The sequence below is a fragment of the Rhodococcus sp. IEGM 1330 genome (assembly GCF_033142445.1).
In the GTDB taxonomy this organism is placed as follows: domain Bacteria; phylum Actinomycetota; class Actinomycetes; order Mycobacteriales; family Mycobacteriaceae; genus Rhodococcoides.
The window spans coordinates 83814-106456 of the sequence record NZ_JAWLSB010000013.1 but is presented as its reverse complement, the minus strand read 5'-3'; the positions used below and the strand labels follow the sequence as shown (position 1 = coordinate 106456).

Here is a 22643-nt window from a genome sequence, read left to right as displayed (position 1 = left end):
CCAACGACCGACGACCACTCCAGCCCCAGGGGGCAGGGCCGCGAACCGCCGAAAGAGTCACGACGTTGCTCGGTCAGCGGGCAGCAGGCTGTGCGACCGAGCGAAGAGCGACCGTGATGGCCGGTCGTGTATCGAGCAGCGGCTTGCCGCCCGAAGTCCGGCGGCGTAATTCGCAGCTGATTTGCACTCAGGCTGCGCGACGTTTTCGTCGGTGGTAGCTGGGGATGGGTTGTCTCATGGGGTCGATGGATTCGGGTGGGATGGCGTAGGGGTGTCCGTCGTCGCCCATGATCAGTTGCCAGTCGCCGTGGTGGACGAGGCGGTGGCATTCTCCGCAGACCAGCGCGAGGTTGTTCAAATCGGTTGCGCCGCCGTGCTCCCAGAACTTCACATGGTGGGCCTGGCACCACTGCGCGGGGCGACCGCACATCACGCAGCATCTGTCGCGGATGGTGAGGGCGATGCGTTGGTCGTCGCTGGCGAGTCTGGTGGTGCGACCGAGCGCGAGGGGGACGCCGTAGTGGTCGACGATGACGGGGGTCAGGTCGGCGTCGCAGGTGAGAAGTTCGGCGAGGTAGCGGCTCATCGGCCCGGTCCAGTCGAAGTTGAACGGCCAGTCGACATCACCCGGCCCGGGCATCGACTTCTGCTCTGTGCCAGCACTGTCGCCACCGGCGGCCGATGCTGCGGCCCTGCCGGCGTCGACGTCAGCGCCGCGGCCGCTGTCGTGACGCTCACCGGTGGGTTGACTTCCGTGGCTGCGGGCACCGCCGAACCGGGAACCACCCGACTCAGCCCGGCCTCGGCCCGCATCGACGCAACGTGCGGCATCGTCCCGGCCTGCATCGTGGTGGCGTGCGGCATCGTCTCGGCGCTCGGCACCATCATGGCGTGCGACACCATCATGGCGTGCGGCATCATCGGGCCGGGGACGATCGGCCGCATCGCTGCTCGACGCATCTATTCCCGTCAAACCTGTTGTAGCACTACTGGATTGCGGTTCAGTTCCGTGTGCGAGCAAGTCTCGCAATGGCACGATCAGATGTACGGACGCTCTCGATCCGCCCGCTGAGCCGGTGCCGCCGCGGCGGAGGTGTCGGTCGAGAATCAGATCGAGTGCATCGGCGCGACGCTTCGACGGACTGCGAGCGTCACGTTCACCGCCCGGTCCGGGCCGCGGAGCCGTCAACGGAGACAACGCGGTGAGCATCTTCTCGGCCAGCAACCGATCGACATTGCCGCCGAATTGGAAGCGACCGTTGGCGAGTGGGTGCAGATCGAATCGATTGAGATCCGAGTTCTCCGACACCGGTACCGGCCGCGGTCCCGACGGCGGTGGATCGCCGGCATCCGATCCACCGCCAGAACTAGCACCGCCATCCGCGTCACCCGCACCGCCCGCTCCAACACCACCACCACCCGCACCGGTATTGCCGGCACCCGCCGCGCCACCGACATCCGAACCACCCGCTCCGGCACCACCTGCACCTGAACCACCAGCACCGGAATTATCGGCATCCGTATCCCCGGTACCGGCACGTTCGGTGGCCCTCCGGGCCTGGTCCCGCACCTGCTCGCGTCGCTGGTTCTCCGCCTTATCGTGTCTGGCCCGGGCGTCATCGGCCGCCGAATGCGCCAGCGCCTGCGCACGAGAGCTGACCCCACCGGCAGTGCTACGACGGGCAGTATCGAGCAATTCGGCGACCACAGCCTCGCGGCGATCCTCGTCCAGCGTCCGGTCGGCCACCAGGACGCTGCTGTAACCCTCGGCGATCGCCGACGCGTGCGCAGCATGGATCTCACCACCGGCGAGGGCGTCGAGCACAGTGGGCCGGTCGGTGAGCCACTGCCCCAGCTCCATCTGACGGGCAGCGGACCCGTCGGTGATGCGCACCGATCGCGCGTACCAGCGGGTGACCGACGAGTGCCCGAGTTTCATGGCCAGACCACGTCGTTCGATCTCCGCCCGCATCGTGTATTTGGCTGCGGCGACGGTACTTTCGTGGGAGGACACCTCAGCGAGCGCGGAGACCAAGTCCTGGTCCCCGAGCCCGAACACATCCCCCCATGTCTTCACCCCACGAAAGCTATACCCACCCACCGACAGGTTTCTCGATGACTTTTCTACAACGCACGCATGCTGTTGTTGCGGGCATTGTGGGTGAGCTCGGCGAGGCCGAGCTCTTCGAGAAGTAGCGGCAGGTACATCCCGAACCGGCCGCGGTATCCGTTCCTGAGCCCGTACCAGCCGCCGACTGGGTTGTCGGGCGAGCGCCCCCACGCTTCGACCGTGTCAGGGGCAGCCGGCTTCTTCTCGTCCGCGGCACCGAGCAGCACCCACTCGGCCCGAGCGGTGAGCCAGCCGTGCAAGTCCTCGACTGCCTCGATGCGATACCTCAGTGTCGTCGAGCCCACCTGGCATACGAGGGCGGGTGGCTCGTGGTCGGGATCGCGATACATGGTGTACGTCGACGTGCCGGGGGCGGTGGTGAGAGTCCAGGGGTCGGATGTGGTTCCGCTGCTGGTCATGGACTGGGTCCGTTCCGTTGTCGAGTGCGCCGCACGGCAGGGTCAGTGTGGGCCGGTCGACCGCTGAACGCAACCAGTTCCCCGCCCTCCGACAGCACTTGCCACCCACCGACAGGTTTCTGTCACGGAGCGACGGTGCGGTACCGCAACATCATTTCGTGGTCCTCGTGATCGAGCATGTGGCAGTGCCACATGTATCCCTGCAGCTCGCTCGACCCACCCGTGTCGCCTCCACCCATGTCATGGCCCCCGTGCTCGCCGCCGTGGTGCGCAGCCGGACCGGCGAAGGTGGCATCGGGGTCGAATCCGAGTTCGTCGGCCATCGGGAATCGAACGAGGATCTGTGTGACGGTGCCCGGGTAGGTGTTGACGGTGTCTTTCCAGCCGGCTTCCCACGCCGCCGGCGGCACCGACGGACCGGTGAGGAACTTCTCCACCGGCGGAGCCCATCTGGTACCGAATGTGGGCCTGGGGAAGTCGCGTTGGTAGGCGGCGAGGTCGATCGGAATGCGTCCCAGCGTCCGAAAGTGCGCCAGGTGCAGGTGAATAGGGTGCGGCTCCACCGTCGTGTTGACGATGTTCCACATCTCCACGGTGCCCTGCTTGGGCATCTCGATGTCCGGGTCCGAGTACCTCAGGTTGTTCAGGTTCATCAGCGTCATCTCCAGGTTGAGCCCACCGGACGGCTGATTGACGGTGACCGTTCGCGTGAAGGTCGCAGTCGGCAACGGCGGCAACAGCTCCGGCTGACCCTTGCCGCCGCGCAGCAGCGTCGGCATGCCGCCCCGGAAGCCCGCTGGCGACGCGACGCGGAACTGACAGAAGAGCGGCATCGGCACCGCGCCGAGCGATGCAGCCTGAGCTGGCGGCGGCTCGTCGTTGAGTAGCTCGACGAGGGCGCCCGCCTCGACGGCACCGAAGTCGACGAGGATGTCGGCCCGCTCGGCAGGCGCGAGCCGAATGCTGGTGGCTTCCACCGGGGCGTCGAGCAATCCACCGTCGTTCCCGATGACCCAGAAGCGAAGTCTGTTGGTGAAGAACAAGTTCCACACGCTGTACGAGCCGGCGTTGACGACTCGCAGTCGGTACATCCCCCGGGCGACTTCCATCGTCGGCCAGATCTTGCCGTTGACGACGCCCACGTCTCCGGTGCCGCCGCCTTCCCATTTACCCTGCGGCACGGTGATGTTGGAGCGGATGCTCATGCTGCCGTCGGGATTCATGATCTTTTCCTGCAGCACCAGCGGCAGCTCGAACTCACCCGAGGGCAGACCCAGCGCATTGTCGGAAGTGCCGGTGTCCCACCGATCACGAACCAGGTTCATGCCGACCAGGCCTGCATAGACGTTGATGCGCGTCATCGACATCGCGTGATCGTGGTACCAGAGTCCCGCGGCGTCGTTGAGTCCCGGGAAGTTGTGCGTCATCGACTCACCCGGGCGCACCAGCATCTCGGAGTGCCCGTCGCTCGCCGGTTCGGTGATGCTGCCGTGCAGGTGCAGTGACGTCGGCGTCATTGTGCGGTCCATCTCGCTCATGCCATGCAGCGAGGTGTCGATGTCGGCGGCGAGCGGGTTCCCTGCGGTGCTGTTGGAGTACTTCAATGTCCATGGCTGGCCGGTCTGCGACTCGATGGTCGGCCCGAGGTAATCGCACTGGCCGTATCCGAAGGTGGGCCCGGGGCGCAGATCGGCGTGGAAAGAATGCATGGAGCTGTGCGCGTCCAACGTCAGTTCCGTACCGCTGATCAGCGGCAGCCGCGGCAGCTCGTCCCGGAACGGCGTCAGCGGCGGTGAGTGGAACAGCAGGGGGCTCTGGCCGCGGAGGAAGTCGTCGGCCATCGCGCGGCGCGTCGTCGACGCCACCGGGAGTGCAGCGGCACCAGCGGCTACTGCGGCGACGGCGAGCCCACGCAGGGCGGTTCGTCTGGACACAGCTCCGCTCACCGAGCCACCTCTCTCCTTGTTGTGATTGGGGCCATACTATGTGCCCGTCGGCTCCCGCCGTCACCCCACACTCGGATCGTCCGGCACGTTCCTGCCGGTGGAGGGATCTATTTGTCATGGCAACGATTACTTTCGAGCGCACCACCAGGCTGTTTCCGGGCTCCGACGCCCCCGCGGTGGACGAGCTCGACCTGCACATCGAGGACGGCGAGTTCCTCGTTCTGGTCGGCCCCTCCGGCTGCGGCAAGTCGACGTCGCTGCGGATGCTCGCGGGGCTAGAAGAGGTCAATTCCGGTCGCATCCTCATCGGCGGCAAGGACGTCACCCACTCCGAGCCCAAGGATCGCGACATCGCGATGGTGTTCCAGAATTACGCGCTGTACCCGCACATGACCGTCGCCGAGAACATGGGGTTCGCCCTCAAGCTGGCGAAGGCGAACAAGGAGGACATTCGCACTCGCGTCGAGGAGGCCGCGAAGTTGCTCGACCTCGAGCCGTACCTGGATCGCAAGCCGAAGGCGCTCTCGGGCGGCCAACGTCAACGAGTTGCCATGGGGCGCGCCATAGTCCGGCAACCGCAGGTGTTCCTGATGGACGAGCCGCTGTCCAACCTCGACGCGAAGCTTCGTGTTCAGACCCGGACGCAGATCGCTCAGTTGCAGCGCCGGCTCGGCACGACGACCGTCTACGTCACCCACGATCAGGTCGAGGCCATGACGATGGGCGATCGCGTCGCCGTGCTCAAAGGTGGTGTGCTGCAACAGTGCGCCACACCGCGTGAGCTGTACCGGACTCCGGTCAACGCATTCGTCGCCGGGTTCATGGGCTCACCGTCGATGAATCTGTTCCGCGCCCCGGTCACCGACGGCGGCGTCCGCCTCGCCGATCAGGTGATTCCCGTACCGCGGCAGACTCTCGGGTCCGCCACCGAGGTGATGTTCGGCATCCGGCCCGAGCACATCGAGATCTCGAGCAGCGGAATCGCTCTGGAGATCGACGTCGTCGAGGAACTCGGGTCGGAGGCGTTCGTGTTCGGCCGCGCAGACATCAACGGCCACACCGAGACGATCGTCGCGCGGGCCGACTGGCGCAGCCCGCCCGAGAAGGGTGACCGCGTCCACGTCCGCATCGACGACGCTCATGCGCACATTTTCGACGCCTCCGCCGAGGGCCTGCGCCTCAATTGACGGCCCTCTCGTCGCGCGTTGTGCGTGCCTTCCGATACGCACAACGCGCGACGAGGTCAGACCAGCAGTTCGGCGATCTGAATCGTATTGAGCGCCGCGCCCTTACGCAGGTTGTCGCCCGAGACGAACAGTGCAAGTCCACGGCCCTCGGGGACGCCCGGGTCCTGACGGATGCGGCCGACCAAGGAGTCGTCCGCGCCTGCGGCTTGCAAAGGCGTCGGCACATCGACCAGTGAGACACCGGGTGCCGAGGCCAGCAGTTCGCGGGCTCGTTCGACCGAGAGCGGACGATCGAACTCTGCGTTGATCGACAGCGAGTGACCGGTGAACACCGGCACGCGCACGCACGTTCCGCTGACCAGCAGGTCCGGCAGGCCCAGGATCTTGCGCGATTCGTTGCGGAGCTTCTGGTCCTCGTCGGTCTCGCCCGATCCGTCGTCGACCAACGCGCCGGCCAACGGCAGGACGTTGAAGGCGATGGGCGCGACGTACTTGTTCGGGGCCGGGAAATCCACCGACGAACCGTCGTGCACAAGCTTTTCGACGTCACCGATGACGGCGCGCGCCTGAGTGGCGAGTTCCTCGACGCCGGCGAGCCCGCTACCGGAGACCGCCTGGTAGCTCGAGATGATGAGTCGCTGCAGGCCTGCCTCGTCGTGCAGCACCTTGAGCACCGGCATGGCGGCCATGGTGGTGCAGTTGGGGTTGGCGATGATGCCGCGGGGCGGGTTCTTCGCTGCCTCGGGGTTGACCTCGCTGACCACGAGCGGCACGTCGGAGTCCTTGCGGAATGCCGACGAGTTGTCGATGACGGTGGCACCTGCCGCCGCGAAGCGCGGTGCCTGTTCACGCGAGAGCGTGGCTCCGGCCGAGAACAGTGCGATGTCGATTCCGGTGAGGTCCGCGGTGGAGGCGTCCTCGACGATGATCTCTTCGCCGCGGAACGGCAGCTTCTTGCCCGCCGAGCGAGCGGAGGCGAAGAATCGAACCGTGTCGGCGGGGAAGTTGCGCTCCTCCAACAGGGTTCGCATGACGGCACCGACCTGGCCGGTGGCTCCTACGACTGCAACTGTGGTCATCTTCTATCGTCCTGTCCCTGCGTGTACGACGGCTTCTTCGTCGCCGCCCAGATCGAAGGCCGCGTGCAGTGCACGTACTGCTTCGTCGAGCTGAGTGTCGCTGCACAGCACCGAGATACGGATCTCCGAGGTGCTGATGAGGTCGATGTTGATGCCGGCGTCGGCGAGGGCCTCACAGAACGTCGCGGTGACGCCGGGGTGGCTCTTCATGCCGGCACCGACGAGGGAGACCTTGCCGATGTGATCGTCGTAGAGCACCTGCGCGAAGCCGATCTCGGCCTGGAGCTTGGTGAGCTTCTCCACTGCCGTCGGGCCGTCGGCCTTGGGGCAGGTGAAGGTGATGTCGGTCTTGCCGGTGTCGATCTTGGACACGTTCTGCAACACCATGTCGATGTTGATCTCGGAATCCGCCACGGCGCGAAAGACTTTGGCTGCGTAGCCCGGTGTGTCGGGCAAGCCGACCACGGTGACCTTCGCCTCGCTGCGATCGTGTGCGACGCCGGTGAGAATTGCTTCTTCCACTGGAATGTCCTCCATAGATCCGGAGACGATCGTTCCGGGTTTCGTGGTGTACGACGAGCGCACGTGAACGGGAACGTTGTAGCGACGGGCATATTCGACGCAGCGCAGCATGAGCACCTTCGCGCCGCAGGCGGCCATCTCGAGCATCTCCTCGAACGAGACGGTGTCGAGCTTCTGGGCGTTGGGCACGATGCGCGGATCGGCGGTGAAGATGCCGTCGACGTCGGTGTAGATCTCGCAGACGTCGGCGTTCAGTGCTGCGGCGAGCGCAACGGCGGTGGTGTCGGAACCTCCGCGGCCGAGCGTGGTGACGTCTTTGCTGTCCTGGCTGACGCCCTGGAATCCGGCGACGAGAACGATCGAGCCCTCGTCGAGTGCGCTACGGACGCGGCCGGGGGTGACGTCGATGATCTTGGCGTTGCCGTGCACGCTGGTGGTGACGACGCCTGCCTGTGAGCCGGTGAACGACCGGGCCTCTGCACCGAGCGAGTGGATGGCCATCGCGACCAACGCATTGGAGATGCGTTCACCCGAGGTGAGCAGCATGTCCATCTCGCGGGCAGGCGGGGCCGGGCATACCTGCTGGGCCAGGTCGAGCAGTTCGTCGGTGGTATCGCCCATGGCCGACACGACCACGACGACGTCGTTGCCTGCCTTCTTGGTCTCGACGATTCGTTCAGCGACGCGTCGGATACGTTCGGCGGTTCCCACCGACGATCCACCGTACTTCTGGACGATGAGAGCCACGCCTGTTTACCTCCGCTGGATAGCCGACAATCGGGCGATTGTTCCGGGGTCACCTTACCGATCCGGCACCCCGAGCAGTGGGCCGGGTAGCTCCGAGCTGGGACTTTAGGGCGGTTCGCCTGCGGATACGCCTGACCTAACATGGTCGAGTGACCGTTCCCGAGCACCGCCCACCGCCACCCCCGCGAGGTCTGCGGGTGCTCTTCGGGCTCCCCGCCGTCGGCCGTCGCTGGCCGGGTGGATTGCGCTCGGCTCTGGCGTTCGGTGTCCCCGCGATCGCGGCGTGGCTTCTCGGGTTCCATACCGAGGCCCTGCTGGTGGTCTCGGGCAGTTTCGCCGTCATCTACGGCGAGGGCCGTCCCTACCGTTCGCGTTGGTGGGTGGTCCTGACCGCGGGCGGCGCACTGGTGGCCTCGGTGTGGCTCGGGGCGACGGCCGGGCAGATGGCGCTCGATCTGGGAAGCACCGGATGGGCGCAGATGATCCCGGTGACCCTGCTCTCGGTCCTCGCTCTCGTCGCGGTCTACGTCATCGCCGCGCTGCGATCGGGACCGCCGGGGGCGTTCTTCTTCGTGCTGGTGTGCGCGGTGTCGTCGTACATCCCCGGAGCCGGAATCAGCGCCGCTCACGGAGCGGTCTGTGCGGCGATCGGCGTCGCGTCGGCGCTCGTGGTGTCGATGTCCGGGGTGCTGTGGGATCCGCGAGGACCCGAGCGCGAGGCCGTCGGAGCCGCGGTGGGCGCGATCGAGAACTACACGAGTTCGCCGACGGCTTCTGCCGCCGATCGTCATGCGGCGGCCGCGCGTCTGCACGCGGCCTGGGCTGCCGTGTACGACGCGGGTGCCGCACGGTTGTCGTCGAGGCCGGTACTGGTTCAGAGACTGTTCGATGCCCATCGGGCGTTCGCGGCGACGACCGCCGTGCGGGCGGATCCGGATCGGGCGGTCGACTCCGTGTCCGACCAGCTGCCGCTGGCTCGGCCCAGCGTCGGGTATCGATTGCGGCGCTCGCTGCATCGGGATTCGCATGCGGCGTCCACGGCAGTGCGGGTGTTCTGCGCGGCAGCGGCCGCGGGTGGGATCAGCGTCGCGCTGGATCTGAGCCGGCCGGACTGGGCGATCCTCGGTGCCGTCCTGGTGCTGCAACAGGGTCCTGATCGGGTGCACGGCACCTACCGTGGCCTGCAGCGGCTCGGCGGAACCCTCGCCGGCGTGGCGTTGTTCTCGGCCATCTATCTCTCGCCGTTGACCGGCCTGGCCGTCATCGTGGTGTTGATGGTGTTGCAGTTCGCGATCGAGGTATCGGTGGCGCGCAACTACGGATTGGCCGTCACGTTCATCACTCCGCTCGCTCTGCTGATGGGCACACTGACGCATCCGGGGGCTGTGCTGGAGGACATCGTCGTCGACCGGATCGTGGAAACGACGGTGGGCGTAGCTTTCGCCTTCGCGGCGCTGTGGCTGCTGCTTCCCGGGGCATTTCGTCGCACTTTGCTGTGGTCCGACGGCCGAGTTCTGACGCTCGGCGCGCATCTGCTGACGGTGTTGCGGACCGAGGACGTGGCCGCGCCGACCGCTCTCGCCGTGCGGCGCGACGTCCAGTTCGAGCTCGTCGGGTCCGCGTTGGCCGGGGCCGAGGCCGCGCACAACGATCGAAGCTGGACGCATCGGGTGTGGTCGCAGCACGCCGAGGTCGATCGCCTCGGATACGAACTCCTCGCGCACTGCTGGACGATGACCGACGTCGGACGAATGGATGACATCGAACGTTGGCAGCGCCGACTCGACGTAGTGACCGCAGAATTCGACGCGTCAACCCTGGGGTAGGCCGTCGGTTGGCGGTAGTACACTCAGCCCATGCTGCGAGCTCTCCTTCTTAACAGCCGCGACGGGGTCTGAGACCAGACTGGCTTCCCGTCGCGGGGTTCGTTGCGCCGGTCGAACACATTGCTCTGATCTGTACGGAGAGACGAAGACCATGTCACCAGCCGACGCATTCACCTCGGGATCTCGCACCATCACCCCGCCCTCGCGGCCCGCTCCCAGCGACCAGCCCGCCTGGAACACCCAGAAGAACTCCTCGATGCCCACCTTCCGTTATCGGCCGTTCGCCGAGGAAGTGGAGCCCATCACCCTCCCCGACCGCACGTGGCCGGACAAGATCATCGACCGGACGCCGCAGTGGTGCGCCGTGGATCTGCGCGACGGCAACCAGGCGCTGATCGACCCGATGAGCCCGGCCCGCAAGCGCCGCATGTTCGATCTGCTGGTCCGGATGGGCTACAAGCAGATCGAGGTCGGCTTCCCGTCGGCCAGTCAGACCGACTTCGATTTCGTCCGCGAGATCATCGAGGACGGCGCGATCCCCGACGACGTCACCATCCAGGTGCTCACGCAGTGCCGTCCCGAGCTGATCGAGCGCACCTTCGTCGCGTGCGAGGGTGCCCGCAGCGTCATCGTGCACTTCTACAACTCGACATCCATCCTGCAGCGACGGGTGGTGTTCCGGGCCGAGCGTGACGTCATCAAGAAGATCGCCACCGACGGTGCCCGCAAGGTCCTCGAAGAAGCAGCCAAGTTCCCCGATACCGACTGGCGCTACGAGTACTCCCCCGAGTCCTACACCGGCACCGAACTCGCCTACGCCAAAGAGGTGTGCGACGCGGTCACCGCGATCATCGATCCCACGCCCGCAAAGCCGCTGATTCTGAACCTGCCCGCCACCGTCGAGATGGCGACTCCCAACGTCTACGCCGACTCGATCGAGTGGATGAGCCGCAACCTCGACCGCCGCGACAGCATCGTGCTGTCGCTGCACCCCCACAACGACCGCGGGACCGGTGTTGCCGCAGCAGAACTCGGCTACCAGGCCGGTGCGGACCGCATCGAGGGTTGCCTGTTCGGCAACGGCGAGCGCACCGGCAACGTCTGCCTGGTCACGCTCGGGTTGAACCTGTTCACCCGCGGTGTCGATCCGCAGATCGACTTCTCCAACATCGACGAGGTCCGTCGAACAGTGGAGTACTGCAACCAACTTCCCGTGGCCGAGCGCCACCCCTACGGCGGCGACCTGGTCTACACCGCGTTCTCCGGCAGCCACCAGGACGCCATCAACAAGGGCCTGGATGCCATGAAAGTCACTGCGGACGAACAGGGTTCGGACATAGGGGACGTCACCTGGCAGGTTCCTTACCTGCCCGTCGACCCGAAGGACGTCGGTCGCACCTACGAGGCCGTCATTCGCGTCAACTCGCAGTCCGGCAAGGGTGGCGTCGCGTACATCATGAAGTCCGATCACGGACTGAACCTGCCGCGTCGCCTCCAGATCGAGTTCTCCCAGGCCGTCCAGCGCATCACCGACGGTGAGGGCGGCGAGGTCTCGCCCAAGGAGATGTGGGACGTCTTCGCCGAGGAGTACCTGACTCCGATCCGCCCGCTCGAGCGCATCAAGCAGTCGGTCATCGCGGCCGAGCACGACGGCGGCACCGACACGATCACCGCGACGGTCAAGGTCGACGGCGTGGAGCAGGAGATCTCCGGCTCCGGCAACGGTCCACTCGCCTCGTTCGTCGACGCACTGTCCACCATCGGCTACGACGTCAGCGTCCTCGACTACTCCGAACACGCCATGTCCGCAGGCGACGACGCACAGGCTGCGGCCTACGTCGAGGCCTCGGTCACCTCGCCTGCCGGTGTCGCCACCACCGTCTGGGGCGTCGGCATCGCGACGTCGATCACCACCGCGTCACTGCGCGCCGTGGTGTCGGCCGTGAATCGTGCGCTGAAATAGATTCTCTGCTCGACGAAAAGCCGCCCGTTCATCACGAACGGGCGGCTTTTCGCTGCTTATCGGCGTCCAGCCGACACCCAGCGTGGGACAATAACTCTGCTGTCGGGGCACCTGAGGGAATGGAAGTTCGCCATGGACTCTTTCTGGGATTTTCTTTGGCTTCTGATCGTCGGATTCGCGTTCGTTGCGTACCTGATGGTGATGTTCTCGATCATCGGAGACCTCTTCCGAGACCACAAGACATCCGGGGTCCTCAAGGCCGTGTGGGTGTTCTTCCTCATCGTTGCGCCGTTCCTGACCGCGTTGGTCTACCTCATCGTGAACGGCAGCAACATGGCCAAGCGTCAGGTCGCTGCCCTGCAGCACGCCAAGGACCAGCAGGAGAACTACATCAAGGAAGTGGCCGGGCGGTCGGCATCGGAGGAGATCGCACACGCGAAAGTGTTGCTGGACAACGGAACCATCGACCAGGACGAGTTCAGGACACTGAAGGCCAAAGCCCTGTCCTGAACGTCGCTTCCGCCCGGAACGCGTCGAGCACTGCCGCGATCGCCGGCAGTCGTCCGGCGTTCGGCCTGGTCGCGAGTTCGTAGATGCGCCCTGCCCGCACCCCGGACAGTTCCCTGCGCACCAAGCCCGGGTGCACGACGGCATAGCGCGGCATCAACGCCACGCCGTGCCCTGCCGCCACCAACACCTCGGTGACGCGAAAGTCGTTCACCCGCTGGACCACTCGGGGTTCCACCCCGGTGGCCGCGGCTACCGAGAGCAGTACGTCGTCGACGGGGAATCCGCCGCGGACGCTGATCCATCGTTCGTCGGCCAGCTCTTGCAGGTCCACCGTTTCGTGCTGTGCCAGTGCGTGATCGGTAGGCAGCACCAGATCGATGGGCTCACGCATCAGGGTCGTCACTTCGATGCGCGGGCCCGCGGTCGACGGTGCTCGCTCGTCCCGGTGTGTGAGCACCACGTCGTAATCCGCCAGCAATTCGGGCACCGAGGACGCCGGCAGGTCCTCGTCTCGGGCGTCGATGTCGACGTCCGAATTCGCCAACCGCGTCAGCAACCCGGGCAGCAGGAGCGCTGCACCGGATGGGAACAGCGCAACTCGGACGCGTCCCCGCGGGGACGCCCGGTATCGATCCATTTCGGCTGTGGCGCGGGCGAGGGCAGCGAGCACGTCGTCGGTCCTGAGCACCAATGCGCGTCCCGCGTCGGTGAGTCGAAGGCGGCGGCCGTCGGGTTCGAGCAGTGTCACCCCAGACTCACGAGCCAGCAGCTTGAGCTGTTGAGACACTGCCGACGGCGTCATGGACATGGCCTCGGCGACGGCGGCGACGGTCCCGCGATCGGCAAGTTCTCCGAGGATCCTGAGCCGCTCGACATTCATGCAGAAAATCTTAACTGTTACTGCGGATATATTCGATTGTGCTGATCATTCGCTCCCGTCACGATTGACGGCATGACCACTCGCGACCGCCTGCTCGGATTGACCGTCGCCGTGCTGTGGGGACTCAACTTCCTCGCAATCCGCGTCGGGCTCGATCACTTCCCGCCCTTCTTCTTCGCCGCGCTGCGGTTCCTGGTGATCGCCGTCCCCGTCGTGTTGTTCGTCCCACGTCCGAACGTCCCACTGAAGTGGTTGCTGCTCTACGGATTCGGCTTCGGATTCCTGCAGTTCGCCTTCCTGTTCGCAGCGATGGCGGCCGGTATGCCCACGGGATTGGCATCGCTCGTGTTGCAGTCGTCCGCGCCGTTCACCGTCGTTCTCGGCGCAATCCTCCTGCGCGAACACGTCAGCCGCAGGCAAGCGATCGGTATCGCGGTCGCCGTGCTCGGGATGGTGCTGATCGGGTGGGATCGCGCCCAGAGCGCCACCCTGCTCCCAGTGATCCTCACCCTGCTCGCCGGACTCGGTTGGGCGTTCGGCAACCTGGGAAACCGACTAGCCAAGTCCGAGTCGCCGATGACGCTGATGCTGTGGATGACCGTCGTGCCGCCGGTGCCGATGCTGGCGCTGTCGGCGATCGTCGAGGGTCCGAGCACCGGATGGCAGGCACTGGCGGCCTCGTTCGGTCCGCAGGGCTGGCCCGGCCTGGTCGCGTTGGCCTACATCGTGATTCCGGCCACGATCGTCGGTAGCGGCTTGTGGAGCATCCTGATGAGCCGCAACCCCGCCGGTCTCGTCGCGCCGTTCTCGCTGCTCGTTCCCGTCGTCGGCATCGCCGGTGCCTGGATCTTCCTGGGTGAGAACCCATCGGTGCTGGCGCTGATCGGTGGCGTCGTCGTCATCGGCGGGTGTCTCGGCGGCATGGCCGTCCGGCGACCCACCGAAGTACTGGAGAAAGCGCCGGTGTGAGGGGCGGGAGTGGAGCCTGCGGAATGACCAAGTTGTAGCGGGAGTGGAGCCCGCAGGACGACCCAGGGGTAGAAACCGCCGACGTGAAATCGCACGCTCTTCTGTGCCAGACTCGGCGGATGGTTGAAGTGGGTGAGCGCAGACGTATCGGCGCACGTGGCCGCGTGGCTCTGCGCGCGGCGGAGCTGGCGACCTGGGCGTCCCGCAAAGCAGGCCGCGGCAAGGGATCGATGATCGGCGGTCTCGTCGCACTCAAGATCGACCCGGACATCCTCGGCGGACTCGGCCGCGGTCGACGCACCGTCATCGTCACCGGCACCAACGGCAAGTCCACCACCACCAGAATGACTGCTGCGGCGCTGGCCACCCTGGGTGACGTAGCCACCCAGGCCGACGGCGCGAATATGGACGCCGGCATCGTCGCCGCACTGCACGCCCACTTCGACGCCGAACTGGCCGCTCTCGAGGTCGACGAACTGCACGTCCCCCATGTGTCCGACGCCGTCGATCCCGCTGCCATCGTGTTGCTCAACCTCAGTCGCGATCAGCTCGACCGCGTGGGCGAGATCAACATGATCGAACGCAAGCTTCGCGCCGGCCTGGCCCGGCATCCCGAGACCGTCGTCATCGCCAACTGCGACGACGTCCTCGTCACCTCGGCGGCGTTCGACGCACCGAACGTGGTCTGGGTCGCAGCGGGTGGTGGGTGGGCAGGCGACTCGGTCAGCTGCCCGCGCACCGGCGAACCCATCGTGTGGGTCGGCGAGCACTGGTACAGCACCGGCAGTGACTTCAAGCGTCCGACGCCGGACTGGTGGCTCGACGACGAGAATCTCTACGGACCCGATGGACTCGTTCTGCCGATGAAGCTGTCTCTGCCCGGAAAAGCCAACCGCGGCAATGCAGCTCAAGCGGTAGCCGCGGCGGTGACGCTGGGCGCGAGCGCGGAAGATGCAGTCGCGGCCGCGTCGGGCGTCGACGAGGTGGCCGGGCGCTACTCCACCATCCAGTACGGATCGCATTCCGTCCGAATGCTTCTCGCGAAGAATCCCGCCGGCTGGCAAGAAGCGCTGTCGATGATCGACCCCACCTGCGACGGACTCGTCATCGCCGTCAACGGTCAGGTTCCCGACGGCGAAGACCTGTCGTGGCTGTGGGACGTCCGCTTCGAGCACTTCGAGAACGTGGCCGTCGTCGCCGCCGGTGAACGTGCGACCGACCTCGGAGTGCGGCTGCTCTACGCCGGTTCGCAGCACACCACCATCGCAGATCCGTTGCAGGCCATCGCGTCCTGCCCGCCGGGACGAGTCGAAGTGTTGGCCAACTACACCGCGTTCCGCGATCTCGGGCGCGCGCTGGCACGTGAGGTGAAAGATGTCTGAATCCACCGTTCGCATCGGCCTCGTCCTGCCCGACGTGATGGGCACGTACGGCGACAACGGCAACGCGCTCATTCTGCGACAGCGGCTCCGCATGCGAGACATCGATGCCGAGGTCGTCCAGATCACCCTGAACGACCCGGTTCCCGATTCACTCGACGTGTACACCCTTGGTGGAGCAGAGGATTCGGCTCAACGCCTCGCGACCCGTCACCTCACCCGATACCCGGGACTGCAGAACGCCGCGGCCCGCGGGGTGCCGGTGCTCGCCATCTGCGCCGCGATCCAGGTCCTCGGCCACTGGTACGAGACCTCCGCAGGCGAACGCGTCGACGGCATCTCGCTGTTCGACGTGACCACTGCGCCGCAGGCCACCAGGTCCATCGGTGAGGTCGTCACCGAACCCGCACTCGACGGCCTGAGCCAGAAACTCTCCGGCTTCGAGAACCACCGCGGTGGAACAACTCTCGGCCTGGACGCATCCCCATTGGCCAAGGTCACTCACGGTGTGGGCAACGGCGTCGGCGACGGACGCGAAGGCGTCGTGCAAGGTTCTGTGATCGGCACGTACATGCACGGGCCGGTACTCGCCCGAAACCCGGAGTTGGCGGACTACCTGCTGGAGCGGGCTTTGGGCACGACTCTCGCTCCGCTGGACCTGCCCGAGGTAGCTCGCTTACGCGAGGAGCGGCTTCGCCGCACGTGAGCGGAACTTCGTAGCCCACTACGAATTTCCACTCACATGGGGCACCGTTCGCACGGATACGACGCGTCGTTCCAACCCTCCCGGACCAGCACCTGACGGACCTCGCGGTACACGCCGCACGGGTCTTGGGTCACTTCATGCCAGCCGTACATCAACCGCGGCAAGTTCCGCAGCTCCGCGGCATTGTCGCGTCTGCGATCACGAAAGCGTCGTTGCTTGGCAGAGTGAAAGGCCTGGCCGTCGAGCCTGACAATGAGGTCGCAGATCTCGTAGCGGATATCTTCGAAGAGCTGCCGACCGTCGACAAGAACCGGTGCCTGGCGCTGCCCGACCGGTAGACCGTGTGCCTGCTCGACGTCGAGAACGTAGCGGTGCTCTAGTGCTGAATGGACCCCACTGCGCATCAATGCCAGGGTGTGCAGAATCGGTTTCAAGTAGCGCATCGGTCGCCGAGCTTCGATCTTCTGTGCCATTGCCGCAACGTTCACGCCACCCGACGACATCGCCGAGACCAACGTGATCGTTGCTTGCCTCGACGTCGGCTCTGCGACGACGAGGTCGAGGACTGTGTCGGCGGTGCTCGTTCGCGCCGGATCCGTCTCGACACCGATATGTCCCATGGCACGAGAACGGTGCACGATCACGCCGGGATGGATTTGCTCATTGCTCTCCGAGGTGAAGTTCTGCTTGGCGTGCCGCACCGTCGGTGGCCTGCTGATCGCCGAGCATCCATAAGGAACGGTGAGGTGCACCGGACCGTCACCGCGTCGAACAAATCCCCACTCCTCAGCAGCCGTAGTGTGGCTCAGCAATGCTCCCCGACCTGCGTACAGCAATGCCGCCGACAGCTGCATCTCACGAGTCAGCGGCCCGTTGGTCACCGATATGACTCCACGAAAGACCCTGAGCCACTGCCCGGTTTCCACGCAGTGGTTGATCGAGTCCTTGTTGACACCGATCTCGTACATCTGCTTCGTAGTGATGATTCCGTGCTGAGCGTCGAGCAGTCGCTGCCAGGTTCCCGCTGGTCTGGTCCTCATGGACCTGAGGATGCCCGGTTTGCGATGACCGCGTCAGGATCTATCCACAGGCTGTGGATAGCCGCGGGTCGTGAGTGGAAATTCGACCCCTGCTACGAGGTTCCGCGCACATGCGGCGAAGCCGCTCTACATCCGTCGGCGCCCGGTCAGAGCACGCCCGAGCGTCAGTTCATCGGCGAATTCGAGGTCTCCACCCATCGGCAGGCCCGACGCGAGGCGGGTGATCGCCAGGCCGGGGAAATCACGCATCATGCGCACCAGATACGTGGCAGTGGCTTCGCCCTCTGTGTTGGGGTCGGTGGCGATGATGACCTCGGTGACGTCGACGCCGTCGTCCTGAGTTCCTACGCGAGTCAACAACTCTCGGATGCGGAGCTGATCCGGCCCCACTCCGTTCAGTGGATCGAGTGCCCCACCGAGTACGTGGTAGCGGCCTTTGAATTCTCGCGTACGTTCCACTGCCTGAACATCTTTGGGCTCTTCGACGACGCAGATCATCGATCTGTCACGTCGCGAGTCCGCGCAGATTCGGCACAGTTCTTTGTCCGAGACCGTGCCGCACACGATGCAGAACTGCACACCGTCGCGAATGCGCTGCAGCGCGCGCATGAGCCGATCCACCTCGGGAGGTTCGACGCCGAGGAGGTGAAAAGCTATGCGCTGAGCGCTCTTCGGACCGACCCCGGGGAACTTGCCGAGTTCGTCGATCAGATCCTGTACCGGACCTTCGTACACTCTTTTCGCCTAGAAGCCGGGTAGTCCGAGCGAGCCGCCACCGAGACCACCTGCGAGGGGTCCGAGCTTTTCGCTCGCCACGTTCTGCGCTGCCTTCGAAGCATCAGCGATCGCACCGATCACCAGGTCCTGCAACGTTTCGATGTCGTCCGGGTCGACGACCTTGGGGTCGATGGTCAGTCCGACCACCTCACCGGTTCCCTTGACGGTGGCGACGACGAGTCCGCCGCCCGCCTGGCCGGTCACTTCGGTTTCCGCGATCTCGGCCTGTGCCGCCATCAGTTGCTGCTGCATCTGTTGGGCCTGCTGCAGGATCGATGCCATGTCGGGCTGTTCACCGGGTTGCACTGTGCCGTCCTCTCGCGTGGGTCGAAGCGAGCACCAGCGTAGTCGCACAGTCATCGGTGACTCGCGCCCGCACGCATCCCGTATCTGAACATCTGTCAGGACTGACCGCACGTAGTCTCGTGGCATGAATCAGCCGGCGACCCCCGAGGGACACAAGACCCCTCGTAAGCGCCGGGTGACACCCGAGACCATGGCCGAGGCGGGAATTGCACTGACCTTGCCGAAGGTGACGGTCAAGTCGGTCGCCGAGAGCCTGGGTGTTTCGATCGTCGCGATCTACAACAACATCGACGACCTCTGCGCGCTCAAAGCTCTGGTCGCAGAGGAGATTTTGCGCAGGTGGTCGCCTCCGCTGCCCGGTGACGACGAATCGATGGACAACGCTCTGCTGACCCTGGCCTCCGCGATGCGCGAGCTGGTTCACTCCAACCCGGGGATCGCTGAGTATCTGATCGGTCTGACTCCCAGTTCCATCGACGGCCTTCGGATGGCCGACGCCGTGCAGACGCGTTACCGAGTGCGCTACGACCTCACCCCCAAGCAGGCAACGTGGGCCGTGATCACCGTCGTCGAGCACGCCGTGGCACTAGCAGAGATCGTCTACAACAATGCCCGACGCGACCGTGAATACGACGCCGCCATCGCCGCGCGCACCGACCTCGAGACCTTGCCCGGGGCCTACGACAACATCGACCGCGGACCCGACGGAATGTTTCTGTGGTCGATGCGCACCGTGGTGGTCGGAACCCTGGCGATGATCGCAGCCCCGGATTTCGAGCAGGCCTAGATCAACTCGCGGCGCAGGTTGTCCAGCGTCGCGGCCTGGATCTTCTTCAGGCCGAGGGGCGCGAAGGTCTTCTCGAAGAACCCGCCGATTCCGCCTGCACCCTTCCATTCCGTCGTCGTGGTGACCGTGGTGCCTGCGCCGTCCGGAGCGACCGACCAGGTGGTGACCATGGAGGAATTGGCGTCGCGTTCGGTGATGGTCGATCCGGCGACGGTGACGGTCGCGGCGACGTTGCGCACTCGCTTCTCGGTGGCCTGCAGGGTCCACGTGGCCACGGTTCCGTCTCCTTGCCCGCCCTGGACCACCTCGTAATCGCGGTACTGCTCGGGCAGGATGCGTGGGCGCACCGTCTCGTAGTCGGCGAGCGCGGCGAGCACCCGATCCGGTGTGGCAGCGATGGTGGCGGAACTGGATGCACTGACCTGAGCCACGGAAACGTTCTCCTTCTCTAGCGGACGGGATGTGCGTCCATCCTGCCTCGCCGGACGCTCGCGTCCGGCATCCCGCAGAGCACCATGTGATGTGCTTCACAAGAAAAATTCGATGCCCGTAAAACACATGCATGACCCAACCATTTGTCCGATTTACTCCGATTCCCGACCGGGATTCGGCAACAGTTGCGTGAAGTTTCACCGGTCGGACGCCAATCCCGGTGGATACCAGGCGGTACGAGATATAGCGTCTGTATGTGGCTTCAGTGAATGCTTTTCTCGGACGGCGACCAGAACCGAGGGAGAGCGGTTACGCAGCGCACGAGTCGGGTGTCGAGCAGTTGCTTCGCAGCTATCGAGCGATTCCCGCCGATGCGACTGTGCGTCTGGCGAAGAAGACGTCCAACCTGTTCCGGGCCAGGACGACCACCACCACACCCGGGCTCGACGTCTCGGGTCTGAGCAAGGTCATCTCCGTCGATCCCGCCTCGCGCACAGCCGATGTCGCCGGTATGTGCACGTACGAGGACCTGGTCGACGCGACGCTTCCCTACGGTCTTGCCCCCCTCGTCGTCCCGCAGCTCAAGACGATCACCCTCGGTGGAGCCGTCACCGGACTCGGTATCGAGTCGACGTCGTTTCGTAGTGGACTCCCACACGAATCGGTGCTCGAGATCGATGTCCTCACCGGCAGCGGCGAGATCGTCACCGCGACACCGGAGGGCGAACGCGCAGATCTCTACTGGGGCTTCCCCAACTCGTACGGAACCCTGGGCTACTCCACTCGACTGCGGATTCAGCTCGAACCCGTGCTGCCGTATGTTGCGTTGCGCCACCTACGATTTCACGATCTCGACACTCTCCAGTCCACGATGGGCACCATCGTCGAACAGCGCGAGTACGACGGCATCGAGGTTCAGTACCTCGACGGTGTGGTCTTCGGCACCGACGAAAGCTACCTCACCCTCGGCGTCCAGACCGACGAACCGGGGCCGGTCAGCGACTACACCGGTGCCGACATCTTCTACTGCTCGATCCAGCATGCGTCGGACACACCGAAGACCGACCGCCTCACCATTCACGACTACCTGTGGCGCTGGGACACCGATTGGTTCTGGTGCTCCCGCGCATTCGGCACGCAGAACCCGAGAATCCGACGCTTCTGGCCGCGCAAGTACCGGCGCAGTAGTTTCTACTGGAAGCTGATCGGCCTCGATCGCAAGTACGACATTGCCGATCGACTCGAGAAGCGCAAGGGAAATCCGCCGCGCGAACGCGTCGTGCAGGATGTCGAGGTTCCGATCGAACACACCGCCGGCTTCGTGGCGTGGTTCCTCGACAACATCCCGATCGAGCCGTTGTGGTTGTGCCCGTTGCGACTTCGCGAGCCCGCAGCGCCGGGAGCGAATCCGGTGCGGCCGTGGCCGCTGTACCCGCTCGAACCCGAACGCACCTACGTCAACATCGGCTTCTGGTCGTCGGTCCCGATCGTCGACGGCGAACCCGAGGGTGCCGCGAACCGCGCCATCGAGAAGAAAGTGACCGAGTTCGACGGGCATAAATCGCTGTACTCGGATGCTTATTACACCGAGGATGAATTTGCCGTGCTGTACGGCGGCGAGAGATACATCCAGCTGAAGAAGAAATACGATCCCGAATCCCGATTGTTGGATTTGTACTCGAAGGCGGTGCAACGCAGATGACGACGTTCAAGGACTCCGGCAATCGCACGGTGAACGGTGCCCAGAAGCTCAAGATCTCCGAGATTCTGGAACTGATCTCCGACGGCAACATCCCACTGCGCTTCACCGCATACGACGGCAGCACCGCAGGACCGGAAGATGCGAAGATCGGACTCAACCTCAAGAGCCAACGCGGAACCACTTATCTCGCAACCGCTCCCGGCGATCTCGGCATAGCGCGCGCCTACGTCTCGGGTGACCTCGAAGCCACCGGCGTCCATCCGGGCGACCCGTACGAGTTGATCGCGCTGATGGGCGACGAGATGCACTTCCGTCGACCTTCGGCGATGACGCTGACATCGATCGCCCGTTCGCTGGGATGGGATGTGTTGCGGCCCATCGCTCCCCCGCCCCAGGAAGCGATTCCGCGGTGGCGTCGCATCGCAGAAGGTCTGCGGCACTCCAAGACTCGCGATGCAGAAGCGATCCACCACCACTACGACGTGTCCAACGCCTTCTACGAGATGGTGCTCGGACCCTCGATGACGTACACGTGTGCGGCGTTCGAGGCCGCCGATCAGTCCCTGGAAGCCGCGCAGGACAACAAGTATCGGCTGGTGTTCGACAAGCTCGGCCTGCAACCGGGTGACCGTCTGCTCGACATCGGCTGTGGGTGGGGCTCGATGGTGCGGTACGCCGCCCGCCGGGGTGTGAAGGTGATCGGGGTGACGCTCTCCCAGGAGCAGGCGTCGTGGGCACAGAAGGCCATCGCCGACGAGGGCCTCTCCGATCTCGCCGAGGTGCGCTTCTCCGATTACCGCGACGTACCCGAGACCAACTTCGACGCCATCTCGTCGATCGGACTGACCGAGCACATCGGCGTGCACAACTACCCGGCGTACTTCACGTTCATCCAGTCCAAGCTTCGTGACGGCGGCAGACTACTGAACCACTCGATCACCCGACCGGACAATCGCGCACACGCCAAAGCAGGCAGCTTCATCGACCGCTACGTTTTCCCGGACGGGGAACTCACCGGCTCGGGCCGCATCATCACCGAAATCCAGGACGTCGGACTGGAGGTTCGTCACGAGGAGAACCTGCGCGAGCACTATGCGCTGACACTCGCCGGGTGGTGCCAGAACCTCGTCGACAACTGGGATGAATGTGTCGCCGAGGCCGGCGAGGGAACCGCTCGGGTGTGGGGCCTGTACATGGCCGGGTCCCGTCTGGGATTCGAGCGCAATGTGGTTCAGCTGCACCAGGTTCTGGCGGTCAAACTCGGACCGAAGGGGCAGGCGGACGTCCCCCTGCGGCCCTGGTGGAACGGCTGACGCATGTGAGCGGAACCTCTCCCCCTGCTACGAAGTTCCACGC

20 protein-coding genes are annotated in these 22643 nt (G+C 65.1%); 10 read left to right on the top strand and 10 right to left on the bottom strand.

The genetic code is table 11. From position 1 onward, the window contains the following. Nucleotides 1-187: 187 nt before the first annotated feature. The 3 genes from R4P57_RS24355 to R4P57_RS24345 form a co-directional block, all read right to left on the bottom strand. Nucleotides 188-2077 carry an HNH endonuclease signature motif containing protein gene (locus tag R4P57_RS24355; RefSeq protein WP_317805442.1) on the bottom strand — a complete coding sequence of 630 codons (1890 nt, stop codon included), beginning with the start codon at nt 2075-2077 and terminating at the stop codon, nt 188-190. Between the two features lie 47 nt (nt 2078-2124). Next, nucleotides 2125-2529: a DUF6855 family protein gene (locus tag R4P57_RS24350; RefSeq protein WP_317805441.1), complete on the bottom strand. Its 405-nt coding sequence runs from the start codon at nt 2527-2529 to the stop codon at nt 2125-2127. Between the two features lie 122 nt (nt 2530-2651). Continuing rightward, nucleotides 2652-4475, bottom strand: coding sequence for a multicopper oxidase family protein (locus R4P57_RS24345; protein ID WP_317805440.1), 1824 nt, complete (start codon nt 4473-4475; stop codon nt 2652-2654). Nucleotides 4476-4591: 116 nt separating this feature from the next. On the opposite strand from R4P57_RS24345, the gene R4P57_RS24340 reads away from it, so the two are divergent. Then, nucleotides 4592-5662 (top strand): sn-glycerol-3-phosphate ABC transporter ATP-binding protein UgpC, encoded by a 1071-nt coding sequence (locus R4P57_RS24340; protein WP_317805439.1) that lies wholly within the window; start codon nt 4592-4594, stop codon nt 5660-5662. A gap of 56 nt (nt 5663-5718) precedes the next feature. Here the strand turns inward: R4P57_RS24340 and R4P57_RS24335 are convergent, their stop codons facing one another. Further along, entirely contained in the window at nt 5719-6741 is a 1023-nt protein-coding gene (locus R4P57_RS24335; protein ID WP_317805438.1) for an aspartate-semialdehyde dehydrogenase, read from the bottom strand. 3 nt (nt 6742-6744) lie between these two features. After that, nucleotides 6745-8010 carry an aspartate kinase gene (locus R4P57_RS24330; protein ID WP_032379997.1) on the bottom strand — a complete coding sequence of 422 codons (1266 nt, stop codon included), beginning with the start codon at nt 8008-8010 and terminating at the stop codon, nt 6745-6747. A gap of 149 nt (nt 8011-8159) precedes the next feature. Here R4P57_RS24330 and R4P57_RS24325 point away from each other — a divergent pair, with 149 nt between their 5' ends. The 3 genes from R4P57_RS24325 to R4P57_RS24315 all read left to right on the top strand — a co-directional run bounded on the left by R4P57_RS24325 (nt 8160) and on the right by R4P57_RS24315 (nt 12309). After that, entirely contained in the window at nt 8160-9836 is a 1677-nt protein-coding gene (locus tag R4P57_RS24325) for an FUSC family protein (RefSeq protein ID WP_317805437.1), read from the top strand. Between the two features lie 151 nt (nt 9837-9987). Continuing rightward, entirely contained in the window at nt 9988-11799 is a 1812-nt protein-coding gene (leuA, locus tag R4P57_RS24320) for a 2-isopropylmalate synthase (RefSeq protein ID WP_037187819.1), read from the top strand. Nucleotides 11800-11931: 132 nt separating this feature from the next. Beyond that, nucleotides 11932-12309, top strand: a complete 378-nt coding sequence (locus tag R4P57_RS24315) for an SHOCT domain-containing protein (RefSeq protein ID WP_317805436.1) — start codon at nt 11932-11934, stop codon at nt 12307-12309. On the opposite strand, the gene R4P57_RS24310 is transcribed toward R4P57_RS24315, so the two are convergent. Then, the gene (locus tag R4P57_RS24310; RefSeq protein ID WP_317805435.1) at nt 12278-13189 is read right to left on the bottom strand and encodes a LysR family transcriptional regulator; all 912 of its coding nucleotides are present in this window, start codon (nt 13187-13189) and stop codon (nt 12278-12280) included. The two genes, R4P57_RS24315 and R4P57_RS24310, sit on opposite strands and share 32 nt — an antisense overlap. 72 nt (nt 13190-13261) lie before the next feature. Between R4P57_RS24310 and R4P57_RS24305 the strand changes: the two genes are divergently transcribed. The 3 genes from R4P57_RS24305 (at nt 13262) to R4P57_RS24295 (ending at nt 16243) form a co-directional block, all read left to right on the top strand. Beyond that, nucleotides 13262-14158, top strand: a complete 897-nt coding sequence (locus R4P57_RS24305; protein ID WP_317805434.1) for an EamA family transporter — start codon at nt 13262-13264, stop codon at nt 14156-14158. A 119-nt stretch (nt 14159-14277) separates the two neighbouring features. Next, entirely contained in the window at nt 14278-15540 is a 1263-nt protein-coding gene (locus tag R4P57_RS24300) for a Mur ligase family protein (RefSeq protein WP_317805433.1), read from the top strand. After that, nucleotides 15533-16243, top strand: coding sequence for a glutamine amidotransferase (locus tag R4P57_RS24295; protein ID WP_317805432.1), 711 nt, complete (start codon nt 15533-15535; stop codon nt 16241-16243). Before R4P57_RS24300 ends, R4P57_RS24295 begins: the two co-directional genes overlap by 8 nt. Nucleotides 16244-16275: 32 nt before the next feature. On the opposite strand, the gene R4P57_RS24290 is transcribed toward R4P57_RS24295, so the two are convergent. From R4P57_RS24290 to R4P57_RS24280, 3 genes are all read right to left on the bottom strand, one after another. Next, the gene (locus tag R4P57_RS24290; RefSeq protein WP_317805431.1) at nt 16276-17283 is read right to left on the bottom strand and encodes a hypothetical protein; all 1008 of its coding nucleotides are present in this window, start codon (nt 17281-17283) and stop codon (nt 16276-16278) included. A gap of 126 nt (nt 17284-17409) precedes the next feature. Continuing rightward, nucleotides 17410-18018, bottom strand: a complete 609-nt coding sequence (gene recR, locus R4P57_RS24285) for a recombination mediator RecR (protein WP_032379989.1) — start codon at nt 18016-18018, stop codon at nt 17410-17412. Nucleotides 18019-18027: 9 nt separating this feature from the next. Next, nucleotides 18028-18366: a YbaB/EbfC family nucleoid-associated protein gene (locus R4P57_RS24280; RefSeq protein ID WP_317805430.1), complete on the bottom strand. Its 339-nt coding sequence runs from the start codon at nt 18364-18366 to the stop codon at nt 18028-18030. Between the two features lie 124 nt (nt 18367-18490). Here R4P57_RS24280 and R4P57_RS24275 point away from each other — a divergent pair, with 124 nt between their 5' ends. After that, nucleotides 18491-19153 carry a hypothetical protein gene (locus R4P57_RS24275; RefSeq protein ID WP_317805429.1) on the top strand — a complete coding sequence of 221 codons (663 nt, stop codon included), beginning with the start codon at nt 18491-18493 and terminating at the stop codon, nt 19151-19153. Here R4P57_RS24275 and R4P57_RS24270 read toward each other — a convergent pair. After that, nucleotides 19150-19584, bottom strand: a complete 435-nt coding sequence (locus R4P57_RS24270) for an SRPBCC family protein (protein WP_037188877.1) — start codon at nt 19582-19584, stop codon at nt 19150-19152. The genes R4P57_RS24275 and R4P57_RS24270 overlap by 4 nt on opposite strands. 266 nt (nt 19585-19850) lie before the next feature. On the opposite strand from R4P57_RS24270, the gene R4P57_RS24265 reads away from it, so the two are divergent. Together R4P57_RS24265 and R4P57_RS24260 are read left to right on the top strand one after the other, a co-directional pair. Then, the gene (locus tag R4P57_RS24265) at nt 19851-21287 is read left to right on the top strand and encodes an FAD-binding oxidoreductase (protein ID WP_411742435.1); all 1437 of its coding nucleotides are present in this window, start codon (nt 19851-19853) and stop codon (nt 21285-21287) included. Beyond that, complete coding sequence (locus R4P57_RS24260; RefSeq protein WP_317805427.1) at nt 21284-22600, top strand: class I SAM-dependent methyltransferase; 1317 nt, start codon at nt 21284-21286, stop codon at nt 22598-22600. The genes R4P57_RS24265 and R4P57_RS24260 overlap by 4 nt, the downstream gene beginning before the upstream one ends. The last annotated feature ends 43 nt before the right edge of the window (nt 22601-22643 follow it).

Coding starts and splice junctions, on each gene's coding strand:
- R4P57_RS24260 (WP_317805427.1), top strand. CDS start 21,284: ATGACGACGTTCAAGGACTCCGGCAATCGCACGGTGAACGGTGCCCAG.
- R4P57_RS24335 (WP_317805438.1), bottom strand. CDS start 6,741: ATGACCACAGTTGCAGTCGTAGGAGCCACCGGCCAGGTCGGTGCCGTC.
- R4P57_RS24295 (WP_317805432.1), top strand. CDS start 15,533: ATGTCTGAATCCACCGTTCGCATCGGCCTCGTCCTGCCCGACGTGATG.
- R4P57_RS24305 (WP_317805434.1), top strand. CDS start 13,262: ATGACCACTCGCGACCGCCTGCTCGGATTGACCGTCGCCGTGCTGTGG.
- R4P57_RS24315 (WP_317805436.1), top strand. CDS start 11,932: ATGGACTCTTTCTGGGATTTTCTTTGGCTTCTGATCGTCGGATTCGCG.
- R4P57_RS24350 (WP_317805441.1), bottom strand. CDS start 2,529: ATGACCAGCAGCGGAACCACATCCGACCCCTGGACTCTCACCACCGCC.
- R4P57_RS24310 (WP_317805435.1), bottom strand. CDS start 13,189: ATGAATGTCGAGCGGCTCAGGATCCTCGGAGAACTTGCCGATCGCGGG.
- R4P57_RS24300 (WP_317805433.1), top strand. CDS start 14,278: ATGGTTGAAGTGGGTGAGCGCAGACGTATCGGCGCACGTGGCCGCGTG.
- leuA (WP_037187819.1), top strand. CDS start 9,988: ATGTCACCAGCCGACGCATTCACCTCGGGATCTCGCACCATCACCCCG.
- R4P57_RS24275 (WP_317805429.1), top strand. CDS start 18,491: ATGAATCAGCCGGCGACCCCCGAGGGACACAAGACCCCTCGTAAGCGC.
- R4P57_RS24290 (WP_317805431.1), bottom strand. CDS start 17,283: ATGAGGACCAGACCAGCGGGAACCTGGCAGCGACTGCTCGACGCTCAG.
- R4P57_RS24340 (WP_317805439.1), top strand. CDS start 4,592: ATGGCAACGATTACTTTCGAGCGCACCACCAGGCTGTTTCCGGGCTCC.